The 16646-nt window shown below is 63.8% G+C and carries 15 protein-coding genes; 11 read left to right on the top strand and 4 right to left on the bottom strand.

Translation table 11 applies throughout. From position 1 onward, the window contains the following. The first annotated feature begins 50 nt into the window (after positions 1-50). From J4G43_RS37015 to J4G43_RS37030, 4 genes are all read left to right on the top strand, one after another. Positions 51-1031 carry an alpha/beta hydrolase family protein gene (locus J4G43_RS37015; RefSeq protein WP_225005324.1) on the top strand — a complete coding sequence of 327 codons (981 nt, stop codon included), beginning with the start codon at positions 51-53 and terminating at the stop codon, positions 1029-1031. After that, positions 1028-2026 carry an FUSC family protein gene (locus J4G43_RS37020; protein WP_208087932.1) on the top strand — a complete coding sequence of 333 codons (999 nt, stop codon included), beginning with the start codon at positions 1028-1030 and terminating at the stop codon, positions 2024-2026. The genes J4G43_RS37015 and J4G43_RS37020 overlap by 4 nt, the downstream gene beginning before the upstream one ends. Before the next feature lie 100 nt (positions 2027-2126). Then, the gene (locus J4G43_RS37025) at positions 2127-3128 is read left to right on the top strand and encodes a Bug family tripartite tricarboxylate transporter substrate binding protein (RefSeq protein WP_208087933.1); all 1002 of its coding nucleotides are present in this window, start codon (positions 2127-2129) and stop codon (positions 3126-3128) included. 134 nt (positions 3129-3262) lie between these two features. Continuing rightward, positions 3263-3688: a hypothetical protein gene (locus J4G43_RS37030; RefSeq protein ID WP_208087934.1), complete on the top strand. Its 426-nt coding sequence runs from the start codon at positions 3263-3265 to the stop codon at positions 3686-3688. A 41-nt stretch (positions 3689-3729) separates the two neighbouring features. On the opposite strand, the gene J4G43_RS37035 is transcribed toward J4G43_RS37030, so the two are convergent. Further along, complete coding sequence (locus J4G43_RS37035) at positions 3730-4698, bottom strand: helix-turn-helix domain-containing protein (RefSeq protein WP_014493617.1); 969 nt, start codon at positions 4696-4698, stop codon at positions 3730-3732. Between the two features lie 514 nt (positions 4699-5212). Between J4G43_RS37035 and xoxF5 the strand changes: the two genes are divergently transcribed. From xoxF5 to J4G43_RS37070, 7 genes are all read left to right on the top strand, one after another. Then, the gene (gene xoxF5 / locus J4G43_RS37040) at positions 5213-7024 is read left to right on the top strand and encodes a lanthanide-dependent methanol dehydrogenase XoxF5 (protein ID WP_063981978.1); all 1812 of its coding nucleotides are present in this window, start codon (positions 5213-5215) and stop codon (positions 7022-7024) included. An 81-nt stretch (positions 7025-7105) separates the two neighbouring features. Continuing rightward, positions 7106-7627 carry a c-type cytochrome, methanol metabolism-related gene (locus tag J4G43_RS37045; protein WP_207794581.1) on the top strand — a complete coding sequence of 174 codons (522 nt, stop codon included), beginning with the start codon at positions 7106-7108 and terminating at the stop codon, positions 7625-7627. A 57-nt stretch (positions 7628-7684) separates the two neighbouring features. After that, positions 7685-8794, top strand: coding sequence for an S-(hydroxymethyl)glutathione dehydrogenase/class III alcohol dehydrogenase (locus tag J4G43_RS37050; RefSeq protein WP_208087935.1), 1110 nt, complete (start codon positions 7685-7687; stop codon positions 8792-8794). A 33-nt stretch (positions 8795-8827) separates the two neighbouring features. Then, on the top strand, positions 8828-9391 hold the full coding sequence (gfa, locus tag J4G43_RS37055) for an S-(hydroxymethyl)glutathione synthase (RefSeq protein WP_063981977.1): 564 nt from the start codon (positions 8828-8830) through the stop codon (positions 9389-9391). 650 nt (positions 9392-10041) lie between these two features. Beyond that, the gene (locus J4G43_RS37060; protein WP_014493612.1) at positions 10042-10494 is read left to right on the top strand and encodes a (2Fe-2S)-binding protein; all 453 of its coding nucleotides are present in this window, start codon (positions 10042-10044) and stop codon (positions 10492-10494) included. A gap of 1 nt (position 10495) precedes the next feature. Continuing rightward, positions 10496-12808, top strand: coding sequence for a xanthine dehydrogenase family protein molybdopterin-binding subunit (locus J4G43_RS37065; protein ID WP_208087936.1), 2313 nt, complete (start codon positions 10496-10498; stop codon positions 12806-12808). Positions 12809-12863: 55 nt separating this feature from the next. Further along, positions 12864-13124 (top strand): hypothetical protein, encoded by a 261-nt coding sequence (locus J4G43_RS37070; RefSeq protein ID WP_028151274.1) that lies wholly within the window; start codon positions 12864-12866, stop codon positions 13122-13124. Positions 13125-13335: 211 nt separating this feature from the next. Here the strand turns inward: J4G43_RS37070 and J4G43_RS37075 are convergent, their stop codons facing one another. From J4G43_RS37075 to J4G43_RS37085, 3 genes are all read right to left on the bottom strand, one after another. After that, positions 13336-15063, bottom strand: a complete 1728-nt coding sequence (locus J4G43_RS37075; RefSeq protein WP_208087937.1) for a methanol/ethanol family PQQ-dependent dehydrogenase — start codon at positions 15061-15063, stop codon at positions 13336-13338. A 116-nt stretch (positions 15064-15179) separates the two neighbouring features. Next, the gene (locus J4G43_RS37080; protein WP_208087938.1) at positions 15180-15833 is read right to left on the bottom strand and encodes a QcrA and Rieske domain-containing protein; all 654 of its coding nucleotides are present in this window, start codon (positions 15831-15833) and stop codon (positions 15180-15182) included. Positions 15834-16097: 264 nt separating this feature from the next. Next, positions 16098-16466, bottom strand: a complete 369-nt coding sequence (locus J4G43_RS37085) for a group III truncated hemoglobin (RefSeq protein WP_208087939.1) — start codon at positions 16464-16466, stop codon at positions 16098-16100. Between the last annotated feature and the right edge of the window lie 180 nt (positions 16467-16646).

The following is a 16646-nucleotide window of genomic DNA, read 5'->3' on the forward strand; positions in this document are numbered from 1 at the left end:
TTCCGTCGCCGTCCGCTGCTGAGTTCCATCCACTGCATTGGGGGGCGGATGTGGGTCTGAAGAGCTGTTGCGCGTATGTGCTGCTGCTATGTTGGCTGACCGCTCCAGCCAGCGCCGCCGGCATCCAGCTTCTCGACTCCGATCCGGCACTCGCCGGCGTCATCTGGTATCCGTGTGCCGGCACGCCGCAGGACGTGCCGCTCGGCGCCCTCTCTGTCGGGCCGGTTGTCAGTCTGCCAGGTGTGAAGGACTGTCCCGTCACGGGGGCGAAGCTGCCGCTCATCGTCTTCTCCCATGGCCGCGGCGGCTTCTTCGGCGCCCAACACGACACCGCGGAAGCCTTGGCCGATGCCGGCTTCATCGTCGCCGCAATTAGTCATGCCGGCGACAACGGCAATGACGATGCGCATCGCGACGACTTGTCCGTGTTCGCCTCGCGCCCGGTGGAGATTGTCAGCCTGCTCGATTTTCTGCTGCACGACTGGAAAGACAGGGCGGTCATCGATTCCGCCAAAATTGGTTTCTTCGGCTTCTCCAAGGGGGGCTATACCGGGCTGGTGCTGATCGGAGCCAAGCCGGATTTCGGCAGGCTCATCAGCGTGTGCCAGGAAAATACGGGCGTGTGTCAGGAGCTTCGCGACGGAGCCGTCCGGCCCACTCCGCCGCAGGACGCACGCATCAAGGCCGCGGTGATCGTCGATCCCGCGACCGGCGTCTTCACCGCAGAGAGTCTGGCAGCGATCAAGATCCCGCTTCAGTACTGGCGATCGACGCTTGGAGGCCCAGGCGTCGGTGACGGTTCAGGCACGGCGCGCGTCGCCGAGTTGCTCCCGGGCAAACCCGAGCTGCATGTCGTGTCGACCGCCCATTTTGGATTCCTGGCGCCATGTTCGCCGAAACTCGCGGCCGCGATCCCGCGCATCTGCGCCGATAGGCCGGAGGGCTTTGACAGAGTGGCCTTCCACCGCGAGTTCAACGCGAGCGTCGAAAGATTCTTCCGCAGGCACCTTGTCGGCGAAGCCGTTCAATGAAACTGCTTCGCGATCACCTCCGCGAAGAAGTCAAATGGCATGAGCTCCTGCGCGCGCTGATCGTCGTCGGCCCGATGGTCGCCGCCTATTTCATCTCGCGCGAGGCGGCGCTGCTGAACCTGGGGCTCGTCGCGGTCTCGCTGCTCATTCCGGCGCTCAGGCAGCACTTTCCGCCAAAAGTCGTCGCGTGGCACTATCTCGCCATTCTCGTCACCTTTGCCGCGCTTTTCCTTGCAGCTCCGGTCAAGCCGCCATTCGTGGTGCTGACGGCGCTCGCCGGCTTCCTTGCGGTGGCGGGGACGCGCTACGGCGAACATTTCCGTACGCTCGGCAATTGGGTGTTCATCCCCGCCGTCTATCTCGCCTGCGAGGTGCGGGAGGGCGTGAGCGCCTCGGAAGCGATACGTCATGCCGGCGTGATCATCGCCTCCTCTCCGATCGCGCTGGCGCTCGTCTGCGCTATCCAGGTTTACGACCAGCGGCAGCGTGGCAATGCCGCGACCTCGTTCGGACCGCCCGCGACCGACTGGTTTCTGCCCGCAGCGGCAACCGCCATGGCGGTCTTTGCCGCAGCCGCCCTGGTCGAGATCTTCAACCTCGCGCAGGGGCAATGGGTGATGTGGTCGGCCGCAAGCGTCGTGGTCGGCGACCTCACAGCGTCCACCGGCAAGCTGAAGCAGCGGGCGATCGGCGCCTTCGTCGGCGTGCCGCTCGGCTTTCTCCCGGGCCTTGCCCTGTCGCAAAGCCGCGTCGGCTACGCCATCGCGATTCTGGCGGCCACCCTCACCCTGATCTCGTTCTCCCGCTACGTCGTCGGCTTCGGCCTGCGCTGCTTCTTCATTGCGCTCGCCGCATCCTTTGCCGGCGGCGCCAGCGGCATCGCCGAGGAGCGCATCGTCAACGTGCTGATCGGCGGCACGTTCGGCCTGATAGCCGTGGCCCTGACCGAGATCGTCTGGCTGCGGGTGATGCGGAAGACCCGATCGCCCGGATGACGCGCAAATGGGCACCGCGCGGCCTTGTCGAATGCGCCAATCTGTCTCGCCTGCCACCCCAGCCTGATGCAGTAGGGTCGGCAAAAATCAGGAGGGAATCATGCCCGCAAAATTCGATCGCCGCCACTTCATCGCCGCCGGTACCAGTGCACTCGCGATGCCCTCCGTCGCGCGCGGCGCCTCGGCGCAAGGCGCATCGCAAGGCAGTTGGCCCTCGCGGCAGATCCGCATGATTTGCAGCTATCCCGCCGGCGGACAGACCGATTTGCTCGCGCGCGCCTATGGCGAATTCATCTCCAAGCAGTTCGGCAAGACCGTCGTGGTCGAAAACAAGCCCGGCGCCTCCGGCGCGATCGGCACCGCAGAGGTCGCCCGCGCCGAGCCCGACGGCCACACCATCCTGTGCTCGATCTCGACCACCTACATCATGAACCGGGTCGTGATGAAGAATCCCGGCTACGACATGGACAAGGATCTGACGCTGGTCAGCGTCATTCCGGGCGCCGGCCTGTTGCTGGTCGCGAACCCCAAGACCGGGGTCAAGACGCTGGAGGATTTCGTCGCCTTCGCGCGCAAGAGCGGCAAGGTCAACTTCGGCACCTACAGCGCGGGCTCCGCTCCGCACATGACAATCAACGAGCTCAACAAGCAGTACGGCCTCAACATCGAGCCGGTCCATTACCGCGGCGAAGCGCCGATGTGGACGGGCATGCTGGAAGGCACGCTCGATGCGGCGATGGGGAGCTACACAGCCGCGCAGTCGGTCCTGCAAAGCGATCGCGGCACCGTGTTCGCCGTGCATTCGAAGAAGGTCGACGCGATCCCCGCCATCAAGACCCTCCCGGAGCAGGGCGCGACGTCGAAATTCTTCACCGTGAGCGGCTTCTCCGGCTGGGCCGTGCCGAAGGCGACGCCGCAGCCGGTGGTCGACCGCCTGGCGGCGCTCTGCGTCGCCGCCAACAGCGATCCGAAGGTGAAGGAGGTTCTCGCGACCTTCGTGCTCGAGCCGGCAATCGGCTTCAAGGACACCAATGCCCTGTATCAGCACGAGCTGCCGATCTGGATCGAGAGCGCGCGGTCGCTCGGCCTCGAGCCGGCCTGAACCTTGCGCGGCGCACCGGGCTGTCCCATCGCAACCCGGCATCCGACCAAAGCCTAGTGTCGGAACCGCATTTTCCCGCTATGATTGTGCGCCTGTGCCGCCCCCCTCACCGGCGGACAAGAAAGGCCGATCGCATGACACCGGATGGCGTCGCCGTTGCCGTCATGATCATCCTGCTCTTTCCGATTGGCTATTTCACGCTGGCCTCGCCCGCCTTCCTGCTGGTGAAGCTCGATATCCAGCCCGTCGCCCAGCTATTGCGTGGGATGTTCAACGCCCATTTTCTGGTGATGCGCGTCGCCGGCGTGATCGGGGCGCTGGCTTTCCTGCTCGACGGTCGCCTGGTCGCCGCGATGGGCGTTGGCCTGATTGCAGCCTTGGCCATCTACGGGCGCCGCTGGTTCATGCAACGGATCGACGACCAGCTCCGCGCGAGGGACGCAGGCGATGCTGAAGCCCCGCGCCGCCTGCGCCGGCTGCATTGGAGCGGCATGCTGGGCAACGCGGTGCTGCTCGTCGCTCTCGTGACCAGCATTCCCTACGTCGCCATATCGGCCTGAGAGATATCGCCGGCGCGGCCGGCGTCGGCTGCGGCGCTCGCCTAATGCTCGCCCGAGGCCGCGGCGCCCTGCTGGGCCTTGTGGATCGAGGACGGCACCACGCCAAAATATTTCCGGAACACGCGGCTGAAATGCGATGAGCTGGAGAAGCCCCAGGAGAAGGCGACGTCGGTAATGGTCTTGCCGCCGTGCGCCTCGAGCTCCTGGCGGCAGTTCTGCAAGCGCGCCTGCCAGATGTAGTCGCTCACCGTGGTGCCGCGCTCGGAGAACAGCATGTGCAGATAGCGCTTGGAGCAGCCGAGCTCGGCGGAGATCTGGTCGATGCACAGATCCGGATCGCGCAGGTGCTCGCGGATGAAGAATTGCGCGCGCACATACATCGCCTCGGGCCCAACGCGATCGAACATCGTGTCCGCTTCGCGCAACGGCAGCAGCAAGAGGTCGATCAGCGAATCGGCGACACCGACCGCGCTGTTCGCCGACAGCTTGGCCGCCTCGTCGAAGGTCGCATGGACGAAATCATGGGCGATCCTCCCCGTCCCGGTCTTCGCCGACAATTTGCAGGCCGGCATCCGCTGCGACGGGAATCCACGGTCGCGCAGCAAGGCCTTCGGCACGATCACCACGTCGTGGCGGGTGAAGGCGGGGCTGATGATGGAATGCGGACACGAGACGTCATAGGCGATGATGTCGCCCGGGTTCAGCTCGATGTGGCGGCCTTCCTGCTCGAAATAGGACACGCCGTAGGTCTGGAAGTGGATCTTGATGTACGGGTGTTCGTTGGCCTTGGCGCGCGCCAGCGTGTGCGCGATGCGATGCTGGCTGACCTCGATCTGGCAGAGCTTCAGGCGCGAGACGCTCGTGTAGTCGATGCGGCCCTCGAGCGAGGACGCCTCGAGCGGATCGACGTCGAAATGCCCACACAGGCTTGTCAGCCCGTCGATCCAGCTCTGGATCTGCCGCTTCGGCGTCAGGCCGGTCGTCGAGAGCGTGTGAATGGTGTCGGACATTAATCCAGCCGCTGGTTTCATCTGCAGATTCGACGCGAATCGCAACCAGCGCTGCCGGAGCCCTCAGCCATGATTGCGTGACGTTTACCTCGAATTTGAGCGGTCTCTTGCAACGAGCGCGATCGTTCCATTGCCACCCTTGACGGTTAATCCTCCGCCTTAGTTGCAGCGCCGTCAAGGGGAACCTGAGCGTCGAAGGCGGTCGCGAAGGCGCGCGGAAGCCGCTGAATTCGCTACTGCAAAATCAAAAACTTTGCGTCCGTGCGCTGTCAAGCAAACCGGCTTCCCTCTTGGGCAAGTTTCCCGATGACGAAGTCGTTAGGGATTGCGGCAGGAACAACAAAAACGGGCCTCTCCTGCACGTGGACCCGTAGCTCTCATCCGGAGGAGGAAACAGCACAGCATCGTTTCTGGTCCCAAACGTGACCGCCCTGCACGAGCAGACGCCGGACGAGAAGCCCGGTGATTAAGCAATGCTTCGGAAACAATAAACGAGACCAACGGAGGAATGACTATGCGCAAGGTGCTAATGGCGACCTATCTTGGCTCCGCGGCGATGCTCGCCGTCGGCAGCGCGTCAGCCAATGACGAGCTGATCAAGATGTCGCAGAATCCCAAAGACTGGGTAATGCCGGCGGGCGACTACGCCAATACCCGCTATTCCAAGCTGAACCAGATCAACGCACAAAACGTAGGCAAGCTCCAGGTCGCCTGGACCTTCTCCACCGGCGTGCTGCGCGGCCACGAAGGCGGCCCGCTGATCATCGGCAACGTGATGTACGTCCATACACCGTTCCCGAACAAGGTCTATGCTCTTGACCTTTCCAACGAGAACAAGATCATCTGGAAGTACGAGCCGAAGCAGGATCCGAACGTCATCCCGGTGATGTGCTGCGACACGGTTAACCGCGGCCTGTCTTACGGCGACGGCAAGATCATCCTGCATCAGGCTGACACCACACTGGTTGCGCTCGACGCCAAGACCGGCCAGGTCGCCTGGTCTGTGAAGAACGGCGATCCCACTAAGGGCGAGACCGGAACCTCTGCGGCGCTCGTCGTCAAGGACAAGGTCCTGGTTGGCATTTCCGGTGGCGAGTTTGGCGTCCAGGCTCACATGACGGCTTACGATCTCAAAACGGGCAAGTTGGCTTGGCGCGGTTACTCGGGAGGGCCTGATGATCAAATCTTGGTCGATGCCGAGAAGACCACCGCTCTCGGCAAGCCGGTCGGCAAGGACTCCAGCCTCAAGACCTGGCAGGGCGATCAGTGGAAGATTGGCGGCGGCGCCACCTGGGGCTGGATCTCCTTTGATCCTGAGCTGAACCTGATCTATTACGGATCAGGCAATCCCTCGACCTGGAACCCGAAGCAACGTCCAGGCGACAACAAATGGTCGATGACGATCTGGGCCCGCAATGCCGACACCGGCGTGGCCAAGTGGGTCTACCAGATGACGCCGCACGATGAGTGGGATTATGACGGCGTCAACGAAATGATCCTCTCGGATCAGTCGATCAACGGCCAACCGCGCAAGCTGCTGACCCATTTCGACCGCAACGGCCTTGCTTACACGATGGATCGTGTCACCGGCGAACTGCTGGTCGCCGAGAAATACGACCCGAAGGTGAACTGGACCTCCGGCGTCGACATGGACAAGAACTCGCCGACCTATGGCCGCCCGAAGGTTCTCGACGCGGCCTCGACTGAAAAGGGCGGCGAGGATCACAACACCAAGGGCATCTGCCCGGCCGCGCTCGGTACCAAGGACGAGCAGCCGGCAGCCTACTCGCCGGACACGCAGCTGTTCTACGTTCCGACCAACCACGTCTGCATGGACTACGAGCCGTTCAAGGTGAGCTACACCGCGGGCCAGCCCTATGTGGGTGCGACGCTCTCGATGTATCCGCCGCAGGGTGAAACCCACATGGGTAACTTCATCGCCTGGGACGGCAAGACCGGCAAGATCGTCTGGTCGAACAAGGAGCAGTTCTCGGTCTGGTCGGGTGCGCTCGCAACCGCCGGCGGCGTGGTGTTCTACGGCACGCTCGAAGGCTACCTGAAGGCAGTCGACGCCAAGACCGGTAAGGAGCTCTACAAGTTCAAGACTCCCTCCGGCATCATCGGCAACGTCACCACCTATGAGAACGGCGGCAAGCAGTATGTCGCAGTGCTCTCCGGTGTGGGCGGCTGGGCCGGTATCGGTCTGGCAGCTGGTCTGACCGATCCGACCGCCGGTCTCGGCGCAGTCGGTGGCTACGCGGCTCTCAGCAACTACACGGCACTCGGCGGTACGCTGACCGTGTTCTCGCTGCCAGCGGCGAACTAGCCTCACCTTCGTGTCGCTCCGGCGCGTGGATCAACTCCACGCGCCGGCTCGTCTCCACCGAACGCCTTCGAGGATCATCTCTTGCGTAAAATCTGCTTTGTCATCGCTGCGACCATCTTCGTGACCTCGGGGGGAATTGCCGTTGCGGACGGTCCGGGCGACCCGACCGCCGTCAAGAAGGAAGACGACGGAAAGTGGCTCGATAAGGAAGGAAACCCGACCTACAAGATTTCGGCCGACGGCACCGTGGACTGGTTCACCTATTCCGGATATCGCCGCTATCACTCCGACTGCCACGTCTGCCATGGCCCCGACGGCATGGGATCCACCTACGCACCGGCGTTGAAGGATTCGGTCAAGACCATGAGCTATGGCGACTTCCTCGGCGTCGTCGCCTCCGGTCGCAAGAACATCTCGACCGCGCAGGAGAACGTCATGCCTGCCTTCGGCGACAACCCGAACGTCGCCTGCTACATGGACGATCTCTACGTCTATCTGCGCGCCCGCTCCGACGAGGCGTGGGGCCGTCAACGTCCCTCCAAGAAGGATGAGAAGAACGAGACCTACACCAAGGCGGAAGACGCCTGCATGGGCAAGAAATGAAGGTTACCAGGACCGATACCACCTCGTGGCGTCCTGCGAGAATTTGAGGAGTTTACGATGAAGACACGTGCCGCCGTTGCTTTCGAAGCCAAGAACCCACTCGAGATCGTCGAAGTCGATCTGGAAGGACCGAAGGCCGGCGAAGTCCTGGTCGAGATCAAGGCGACGGGCATCTGCCATACCGACGCCTACACGCTCGACGGCTTCGACAGCGAAGGAATCTTCCCGTCGATCCTGGGTCATGAGGGCGCCGGTATCATCCGCGAGATCGGACCGGGCGTGACCTCGGTGAAACCGGGCGACCACGTCATCCCGCTCTACACGCCGGAGTGCCGGCAGTGCAAAAGCTGCCTGAGCCAGAAGACCAATCTCTGCACCGCGATTCGCGCGACGCAGGGCAAGGGCGTGATGCCTGATGGCACCAGCCGCTTCTCCTACAAGGGCAAGCCGGTCTACCACTACATGGGCTGCTCGACCTTCTCGAACTTCACCGTGCTGCCGGAGATCGCCGTCGCCAAGATCCGCGAGGACGCGCCGTTCGACAAGAGCTGCTACATCGGCTGCGGCGTCACCACCGGCGTCGGCGCCGTCGTCAACACCGCCAAGGTCACGCCGGGCTCCAACGTGGTCGTGTTCGGCCTCGGCGGCATCGGCCTCAACGTGATCCAGGGCGCCAAGATGGCCGGCGCCGACAAGATCATCGGCGTCGACATCAACGACTCCAAGGAGGATTGGGGCCGCCGGTTCGGCATGACCGAGTTCGTCAACCCCAAGAAGATCACCGGCGACATCGTCGCGCATCTGGTCAACCTGACCGACGGTGGTGCCGACTACACCTTCGATTGCACCGGCAACACCACCGTGATGCGCCAGGCGCTGGAAGCCTGCCATCGCGGCTGGGGCACCTCGATCATCATCGGCGTTGCCGAATCCGGCAAGGAGATCGCCACCCGCCCGTTCCAGCTCGTCACCGGGCGCAACTGGCGCGGCACGGCCTTCGGCGGCGCGCGCGGCCGCACCGACGTGCCCAAGATCGTCGACTGGTACATGAACGGAAAGATCCAGATCGATCCGATGATCACCCACGTGCTCAAGCTCGAGGAGATCAACAAGGGTTTTGACCTCATGCATGAGGGCAAATCCATCCGTTCAGTCGTCGTGTTCTAGCTCGAAAGCGTCACACCCAAGGAGGATCGACCCATGACTGTTGCACTCCATCCCTCGATCGATAACGGCGTCAAACAGGGCAGCGGCAGCTTTGCCGGCGGCACACTGGTCTGCAAATGCACGGACCACCCGGTCAAGGTCGCCGTGAAGGGCGACGTCGCCCACAACCACGCCTGCGGCTGCACCAAGTGCTGGAAGCCGCAAGGCGCGAATTTCTCGGTGGTCGCCGTGGTGCCGCGCCAGAACGTCAGCGTGACCGAGAACGGCGACAAGCTCCAGATCGTCGATCCCTCGGCGGTGATCCAGCGGCACGCCTGCAAGGCTTGCGGCACCCACATGTACGGCCGCATCGAGAACAAGGGCCATCCGTTCTACGGCCTCGACTTCATCCATCCCGAGCTGTTCCAGGAGCAGGGCTCGCAGGCGCCGCAATTCGCCGCCTTCGTCTCCTCCGTGATCGAATCCGGCGTGAAGCCGGAACAGATGGCAGGCATCCGCTCGCGGCTGAAGGAAATCGGGCTCGAGCCCTATGACTGCCTGTCGCCGGCGCTGATGGACGCGATCGCGACCCACGTGGCGAAAGCCAAGGCCGCCTGAACAAGGCTGCCTGACAAGGCCGCCTGAACACGGCCGTCAGACCTTCGCCGTGCCCGTCCGCTCGCTGGCCCCGACCATCGCCAGCGAGCCGGACGGTCCGGCCCTCGACCAAATCGCTGCGATGCCGCCGCATCGCACGAGGCAGACGCGAGCACCATGAGCTCCTCAGATGAGCTCCTCAGTCCTGGTCTCTGAATGACTGCGCAGTGCCGCCCACTTCCCCCTCGAAGTCCGCGCCGCTGCGTTCTCCCTCCTTCGACTGAGGCATCCTGCTTCGTCCGCGCAGTCTCTGCCGGACGAAGCTTTTTTCGTCGTGCACATTTCGCAGGCGCAGGGGCGTGATGCCGCGCCCTGCTTTTGACAAACCTTCGTTGCAACTTTTCCCTTCAACAACACCCGGCTGTGAACGCCGGGCCGGCGCGGTCTCTGCTACGATCGCGTCGTCACGATGCCGCGCGAATTCAATCAATCAAGAACAAGACGGGAGGTATCGAGCACATCCGGACATCACGATTCGCATTCCTGCTTGCTGCCGGGTTCTGCCCGCGCAGGAGAACAAGCCGGGATGCGGCGACACGACGAAACGGGCAGTGCGCCGACCTGTGTCGGCAATGTTCAATCGACAAGCTTATGAAGAGCGAGGGACCATCATGATCAAGGTGAAGATCAACGGCCAGGAACAGAGCTGGGACGGCGACCCGGATCTCCCGCTACTCTGGTTCCTGCGTGACGAGGCCGGGCTGACCGGCACCAAGTTCGGCTGCGGCCAGGCCCTGTGCGGCGCCTGCACCGTCATCGTCGACAAGGAGGCCGTGCGCTCCTGCATCACGTCGATCAACGACGTCGCCGGGCGCGAGGTGACCACCATCGAAGGGCTGCATCCGAACGGCGACCACCCCGTCCAGAAGGCCTGGCGCCAGGTCAACGTGCCCCAATGCGGCTTCTGCCAGGCCGGCCAGATCATGCAGGCCGCAGCGCTGCTGATGGAGAATCCCAAGCCGTCACACGACCAGATCCGCGAAGCGATGGCCGGCAACATCTGCCGCTGCGGCTGCTACCAGCGCATCGAGAACGCAGTCCATCTCGCATCGACGGGAGTGTGACATGAATTTCATCGACAACCCGACGAAGCTCCGTGGCTTCGAGAAGAACCTCAAGGTCGAGAAGGTCTCGCGCCGCAGCATCCTGAAGGGGCTCGGCATCACTGGCGGCTTCGTGCTCGCCGCACCCGTGATGTCGCGCCAGGCGTTTGCCTATGAGACCGGCGCCGGCAAGATGCCGCACGGCGTCGTGGTCGATCCGCGCGTCTTCGTTGCCGTCGCGCCCGACGGCACCGTCACCATCCTCGCCCATCGTGCCGAAATGGGCACCGGCGTGCGCACCAGCCTGCCGCTGATCGTCGCCGAGGAGATGGAAGCCGACTGGTCCAGGGTGAAGGTGCAGCAGGCCCATGGCGACGAGGTCAAGTTCGGCAACCAGGACACCGACGGCTCCCGCAGTACGCGGCATTATCTGATCCCGATGCGCCAGATCGGCGCCTCCGCCCGCACCATGCTGGAGCAGGCCGCGGCCAAGCGCTGGGGCGTGCCGGCGACCGAGGTCAAGGCCGTCAACCACGAGGTCGTCCATAGTGCCAGCGGCCGCAAGCTCGGCTTCGGCGAACTCGCCGCGGACGCAGCCAAGGAATCGGTGCCGAGCATCGAAGGCCTCAAGCTGAAGGACCCCAAGGACTTCCGTTATCTCGGCAAGGGCCAGATCAGCATCGTCGATCTCCACGACATCACCACCGGCAAGGCGCGCTACGGCGCGGACGTGCGACTACCAGGCATGAAATATGCGGTCATCGCGCGCCCGCCGGTGACCGGCGGCAAGCTGGTCTCGTTCGATCCGGACGCGGCGCTGAAGGTCCCCGGCGTCGAGAAGGTGATGCAGGTGCGCGGCTGGCCGTGGCCGTCGAAATTCCAGCCGCTCGGCGGCGTCGCGGTGATCGCGCGCAACACCGGCGCGGCGATCAAGGGCCGCGACGCGCTGAAGCTGACCTGGGACGACGGCGCCAACGGCAAATACGACTCGGTCGCCTATCGCAAGGAGCTCGAGGAAGCCTCGCGCAAACCGGGCCTCGTCGTACGCCAGGAGGGTGACGCAGACGCTGCGCTGAAGAGCGCCGACAAGGTCGTCGTCGGCGAATACTATCTGCCGCACCTCGCCCATGTCAGCATGGAGCCGCCGGTGGCGATCGCCGACGTCAAGGGTGACAAGGCGGAGATCTGGGCGCCGGTGCAGAGTCCCGGCGGCACCCGCGAGGACGTCGCCAAGACGCTCGGCATTCCCGAGGACAACGTCACGGTGAACGTCACGCTGCTCGGCGGCGGTTTCGGCCGCAAGTCGAAATGCGACTTCGCGCTCGAGGCCGCACTGCTGTCGAAGGAGCTCGGCGCGCCGGTGAAGGTGCAATGGACGCGCGAGGACGACGTCCGTCACGACTTCCTGCACACCGTCTCGGTCGAGCGGATCGAGGCGGGGCTCGACAAGAACGGCAAGGTGATCGCCTGGCGCCACCGCAGCGTGGCGCCGAGCATCGCCTCGACCTTCGCCGCGGGTGCAAACCATCAGGCACCCTTCGAGCTCGGCATGGGCCTCGTCGACATGCCGTTCGAGATCGCCAACATCTCCTGCGAGAACCCGGAAGCCGCGGCGTTCACCCGCATCGGCTGGTTCCGTTCGGTCTCGAACATCCCGCGGGCCTTTGCGGTGCAGTCGATGGTCGGCGAGATCGCGCAGGCGACCGGGCGCGACCAGAAGGAGACGCTGCTCGCGCTGATCGGCAGTCCCCGCATCGTCAAGCCGGCGGTGAAGGACATGTGGAACTACGGCGAGCCCTATGACAGCTACCCGATCGACACCGCACGCCTGCGCAAGGTGGTCGAGCTGGTCGCCGAGAAGGGCGAATGGGGCCGTCAGGTGCCGAAAGGCCACGGCCTCGGCATTGCCGTGCACCGCAGCTTCGTCAGCTACATCGCGACCATCGTCGAGGTGGCAGTCGACGAGAAGGGCAAGCTGACAGTGCCGCGGGTCGACACCGCGATCGACTGCGGCACCTATGTCAATCCCGAGCGCATCGCCTCGCAGATGGAGGGCGCGGCGATCATGGGGCTGAGCGTCGCCAAATACGGCGCGATCACCTTCAAGGACGGCAAGGTGGAGCAGAAGAACTTCGACGACTTCCAGGTCCTCAGGATGGATGAATCTCCTCTTGTAACCAACGTCTACATCGTCCCGCCCGGACCCGACACGCCGCCGAGCGGCGTCGGCGAGCCCGGTGTTCCGCCGTTCGCGCCCGCGCTGATGAACGCGATCTTCGCCGCGACCGGAAAGCGTATCCGCAGCCTTCCGCTCGGCAAGCAATTGGAGGCCTAAAGCGGAACATTGAGCGGCCTCGCGCCGTTTCCATCGATCTGACAGGAGCAGATCGATGACCAACATCTCAAAGGCGCTCGCAGTCTCGTTGCTGTCGGGCGCCTTTTTCATGACGACCACGGCTGCGTTCGCTCAAAGCAACACCACCCCGCCGACCACCGCCACGCGCCCCACCGCGCCGGAGCAGAACTCGCTTCCCAACGCCGGCGCCCCGCCGCCTTCGACCACGCAGACCACCGGGCAGACCAGCTCCGATCCGAAGGTTCAGGAGATGAACCAGAAGGAAAAGGACAAGGTTGATCGGCAGGGCAAGTAGCGGTTCAACGCCTGCGCCCAAAAACCGCCGTGGCCGGGCTTGCCCCGGCCATCCACGACCTCTGCCGCTGCACGAAGAACGTGGATGCCCGGGACAAGCCCGGGCATGACGAGTTCGTGGCGCGAGCACCGCACACGCAAAATGCGGCGGACGTTGCCGTCCGCCGCATTTGCCCCCTGACGCTCCGCTTCCTTCGATTCGCCCGCGGAGCTTATTTCTTCAGCGCGAACACCCAGATCACGCCGCCCTGCGGCACATTGGCTTCGATGCCGATATTGTTGGTCGCGAGCGCATCCTGGATGCGTTGCGCGTCCACGCCCCACCCCGACTGGATCGAGATGTATTGCGTGCCGTCGATCTCATAGGACACCGGCATGCCCATGATGCCGGAGTTGGTCTTCTGCTCCCACAAGAGTTCGCCGGTCTTGGCGTGGAAGGCGCGGAAGTTGCGGTCGTTGGTGCCGCCGACGAAGACGAGATCGCCTGCCGTCGCCGTTACCGAACCGAACAACTGCGATTTCGGGAAATTGTGCTGCCACACCTTCTTGCCGGTGGCGGGATCCCAAGCCTGGAGTTCGCCGAAATGATCGGCGCCGGGCTTCGTCGTCAGGCCGATGTCCTCCGGCTTGGTGCCGAGCCAGAGTTCGCCCGCCTTGAGCGGAACCTTCTCTCCGGTGAAGCCGCCACAGAAATTCTCGTTGGCGGGCACGTAGACGAGGCCGGTCCTCTGGCTGTAGGCCGCCGACGGCCAGTCCTTGCCACCCCACAGCGACGGACAGAACTCGACCCGCTTGCCGATGACCGGCTTGTGCGCAGGATCGACGATCGGCTTGCCGCTCTCGGCATCGATGCCCTTCCAGACATCGGTCGCGACGAAGGGCCAGCCTGCGACGTAGTTGATCTTGGTCGGGGTGCGCTCGAGCACCCAGAAGATCGCGTCGCGGCCCGGATGGATCAGGCTCTTGATGGTGCGACCGTCGCGTTGCAGGTCGACCAGGATCGGTGCTTCGACCTCGTCCCAGTCCCAGGAATCGTTCTGGTGGTACTGGTGGTAGGTCTTGATCTTCCCATTGCTGGGATCGAGCGCGAGCACCGAGGAGGTGTAGAGATTGTCGCCGGGATGCGTCTCGCCAGGCCATGGCGCGGCGTTACCGACGCCCCAGTAGATCGTCTTGGTGTCCTTGTCGTAATTGCCGGTCATCCAGGCGGAGCCACCGCCGGTCTTCCAGTCGTCGCCCTGCCAGGTATCGTGACCGGGCTCGCCCTCGCCGGGGATGGTGAAGGTGCGCCACAACTCCTTGCCGTCCTTGGCATCGTATGCGGCGACGTAACCGCGCACGCCGAGTTCACCGCCGGAGCCTCCGACGATGACCTTGCCCTCGACGACCAGCGGCATCAGCGTCATGTACTGGCCCTTCTTGTAGTCCTGCACCTTGGTGTCCCACACCACCTTGCCGGTCTTGGCGTCGAGCGCGACGACATGGTCGTCGGTGGTGGCGAGATAAAGCTTGTCCTCCCAGAGACCGACGCCGCGGTTGGTCGGATGCAGCTGAAAGAGGTCGTCGGGAAGCTGCCGCTTGTAGCGCCAATATTCGTCGCCGGTCTTCGCGTTCAGCGCGATCACCTGCCCCATCGGGGTCGTTACGAACATCACGCCATTGTTGACGATCGGCGGCGCCTCGTGGCCTTCGACCACGCCGGTGGCAAACGTCCAGACCGGCGTGAGATTCTTGACGTTCGAGGTGTTGATCTGGTCGAGCGGGCTATAGCCCTGCCCGTCATAGGTGCGCCGATAGAGCATCCAGTTGCTGGGTTCCGGATTTTCCAGCCGCTGCGCGGTGACGGGAGAATAATTCTCGATCGGGCCGGCGCCGGCGGCGGTCGAGGCAAGACACGTGAAGGCGACGAAGCCGGACAGTAACCATTGCTTCCTGGTCATGGACGTTCCCTTTTTCATCCGTTTGAATTCTTGCTTTGAATTCTTGTCGTTCGTCCCGTCGTCCGCCCCTCGGCGGATGCGGCCTCTCGTGACGCGGGCATAACCCGCACCGTCCATCATCCTGGCTGCACGCCACCTACCTTTCCGATGAAATTGCCGGCGACGCTGAGCGAACCGTCGGCGAGCGCGAGCGGCAGCGCGGCAAGCCGCCGCGGCGCCGGCCCGAACACGACCTGCGCGCCCTCGCGGGGATCGTATTCGGAGTTGTGACACATGCACTTGAACACGTCCTTCTCGCCGACATCGCTCTTGACCCAGGCGGTGACGGGACAGCCGGCATGCGAGCAGATCGCCGAATAGGCCAGGATGCCATCGACGGCCCGCGCGCGGGTCTTCTCGTCGAGCTCGGCGGGATCGAGCCGGATGATCAGGATCTCGTTCAGGCGCGAGGCGCTGCGCACCACCGATGTGTTGGGATCTTTCGGCCACGCATGGACCGGCGGTCCACCGGCCGGGAGATCGGCCGCAGTGATGAGCTTTCCCTCCTGGTCGCCTTCGGAGAAGACGAGGAGATCACCCTTCTGCGGACGTTCATCGGAGCCTGGCGGATCCTCGCCCCCGCGCGCCTGCGTGAAACAACCGAGGCAGGCGGTCGTGGCGAGCGCGCCAAGCAGCAGCGTTCGCCGCGTCTGTTCTGTACCCGCGTCGACTTCAGACTCCGCGGTGCTCTCGGACGATGAGGGGGTGGTGTTGAACGATGCGCGCGACATGCACGCTAGCAGGCGCTGGAACTCTGCCGAAAAAAAGGCGGAGAGTTGGCGCCGCAGCGCATCAATATGTCTTTGCTCGCTTTGGTTGAACGCAAATGAATGCGTTCCAGCGCATATTTGCAATTGCAACGTCGCATCGCGCGATCGGCATGATGATTTTGCAGATCAGACCGATGATGCCGGAATCGGTGCAACGCGTTATTGGCCGCACAGCACAACCTCGAAGCGATACAACTGCACGTTTTACAGGCAAATTTGCTGTCGTCAGGACCGGAGCACGTGACGCGGCGCAGCGATACGGCCGGCGATGGTCGCCGACGCCATCTCAAAACTGTCGGCGATGCGTCGCGCCTTGTCGATGAAGAGCGCGGCCGCCGGCGGCGGACAGACCTCGCGCGCGGTCTGCTCGAACAGATCGAGCCAGCGATCGAAATGATCGCCGACCAGGCTGAGCGGCACATGCGCCCGCATCGGCGAACCATGATAGCGGCCGCTCATCAGCACGACCGACGACCAGAAATCCTTGAGTTTGGCGAGATGCTCGTCCCAATTCTGCACGATCGCAAAGACCGGCCCCAGCAGCCCATCCTCGCGCACGCGTCCGTAGAAGCGGGTGACGAGCTCCCCGATCATCTCCTCGGTGATCCCGGTGCGCTCGATCGCATCCTGGGTCAGCAGGTTCCGCCGCGCGGCCGCCGCCTCGCGCTCGGCCTTCAGTCAATCCGACATATCCTTCGCTATCCGTTCATTTGTTCCCGCAGGCCGCCCGTTCGACATTGTCGGGCCAATTGCGCGCGGCGTCTTTGTCGCAGC

The organism is Bradyrhizobium barranii subsp. barranii (genome assembly GCF_017565645.3).
GTDB classification, from domain to species: Bacteria; Pseudomonadota; Alphaproteobacteria; order Rhizobiales; family Xanthobacteraceae; genus Bradyrhizobium; species Bradyrhizobium barranii.

Coding starts and splice junctions, on each gene's coding strand:
- J4G43_RS37020 (WP_208087932.1), top strand. CDS start 1,028: ATGAAACTGCTTCGCGATCACCTCCGCGAAGAAGTCAAATGGCATGAG.
- J4G43_RS37025 (WP_208087933.1), top strand. CDS start 2,127: ATGCCCGCAAAATTCGATCGCCGCCACTTCATCGCCGCCGGTACCAGT.
- J4G43_RS37030 (WP_208087934.1), top strand. CDS start 3,263: ATGACACCGGATGGCGTCGCCGTTGCCGTCATGATCATCCTGCTCTTT.
- J4G43_RS37035 (WP_014493617.1), bottom strand. CDS start 4,698: ATGTCCGACACCATTCACACGCTCTCGACGACCGGCCTGACGCCGAAG.
- xoxF5 (WP_063981978.1), top strand. CDS start 5,213: ATGCGCAAGGTGCTAATGGCGACCTATCTTGGCTCCGCGGCGATGCTC.
- J4G43_RS37050 (WP_208087935.1), top strand. CDS start 7,685: ATGAAGACACGTGCCGCCGTTGCTTTCGAAGCCAAGAACCCACTCGAG.
- gfa (WP_063981977.1), top strand. CDS start 8,828: ATGACTGTTGCACTCCATCCCTCGATCGATAACGGCGTCAAACAGGGC.
- J4G43_RS37060 (WP_014493612.1), top strand. CDS start 10,042: ATGATCAAGGTGAAGATCAACGGCCAGGAACAGAGCTGGGACGGCGAC.
- J4G43_RS37065 (WP_208087936.1), top strand. CDS start 10,496: ATGAATTTCATCGACAACCCGACGAAGCTCCGTGGCTTCGAGAAGAAC.
- J4G43_RS37070 (WP_028151274.1), top strand. CDS start 12,864: ATGACCAACATCTCAAAGGCGCTCGCAGTCTCGTTGCTGTCGGGCGCC.
- J4G43_RS37075 (WP_208087937.1), bottom strand. CDS start 15,063: ATGACCAGGAAGCAATGGTTACTGTCCGGCTTCGTCGCCTTCACGTGT.
- J4G43_RS37080 (WP_208087938.1), bottom strand. CDS start 15,833: ATGTCGCGCGCATCGTTCAACACCACCCCCTCATCGTCCGAGAGCACC.
- J4G43_RS37085 (WP_208087939.1), bottom strand. CDS start 16,466: ATGATCGGGGAGCTCGTCACCCGCTTCTACGGACGCGTGCGCGAGGAT.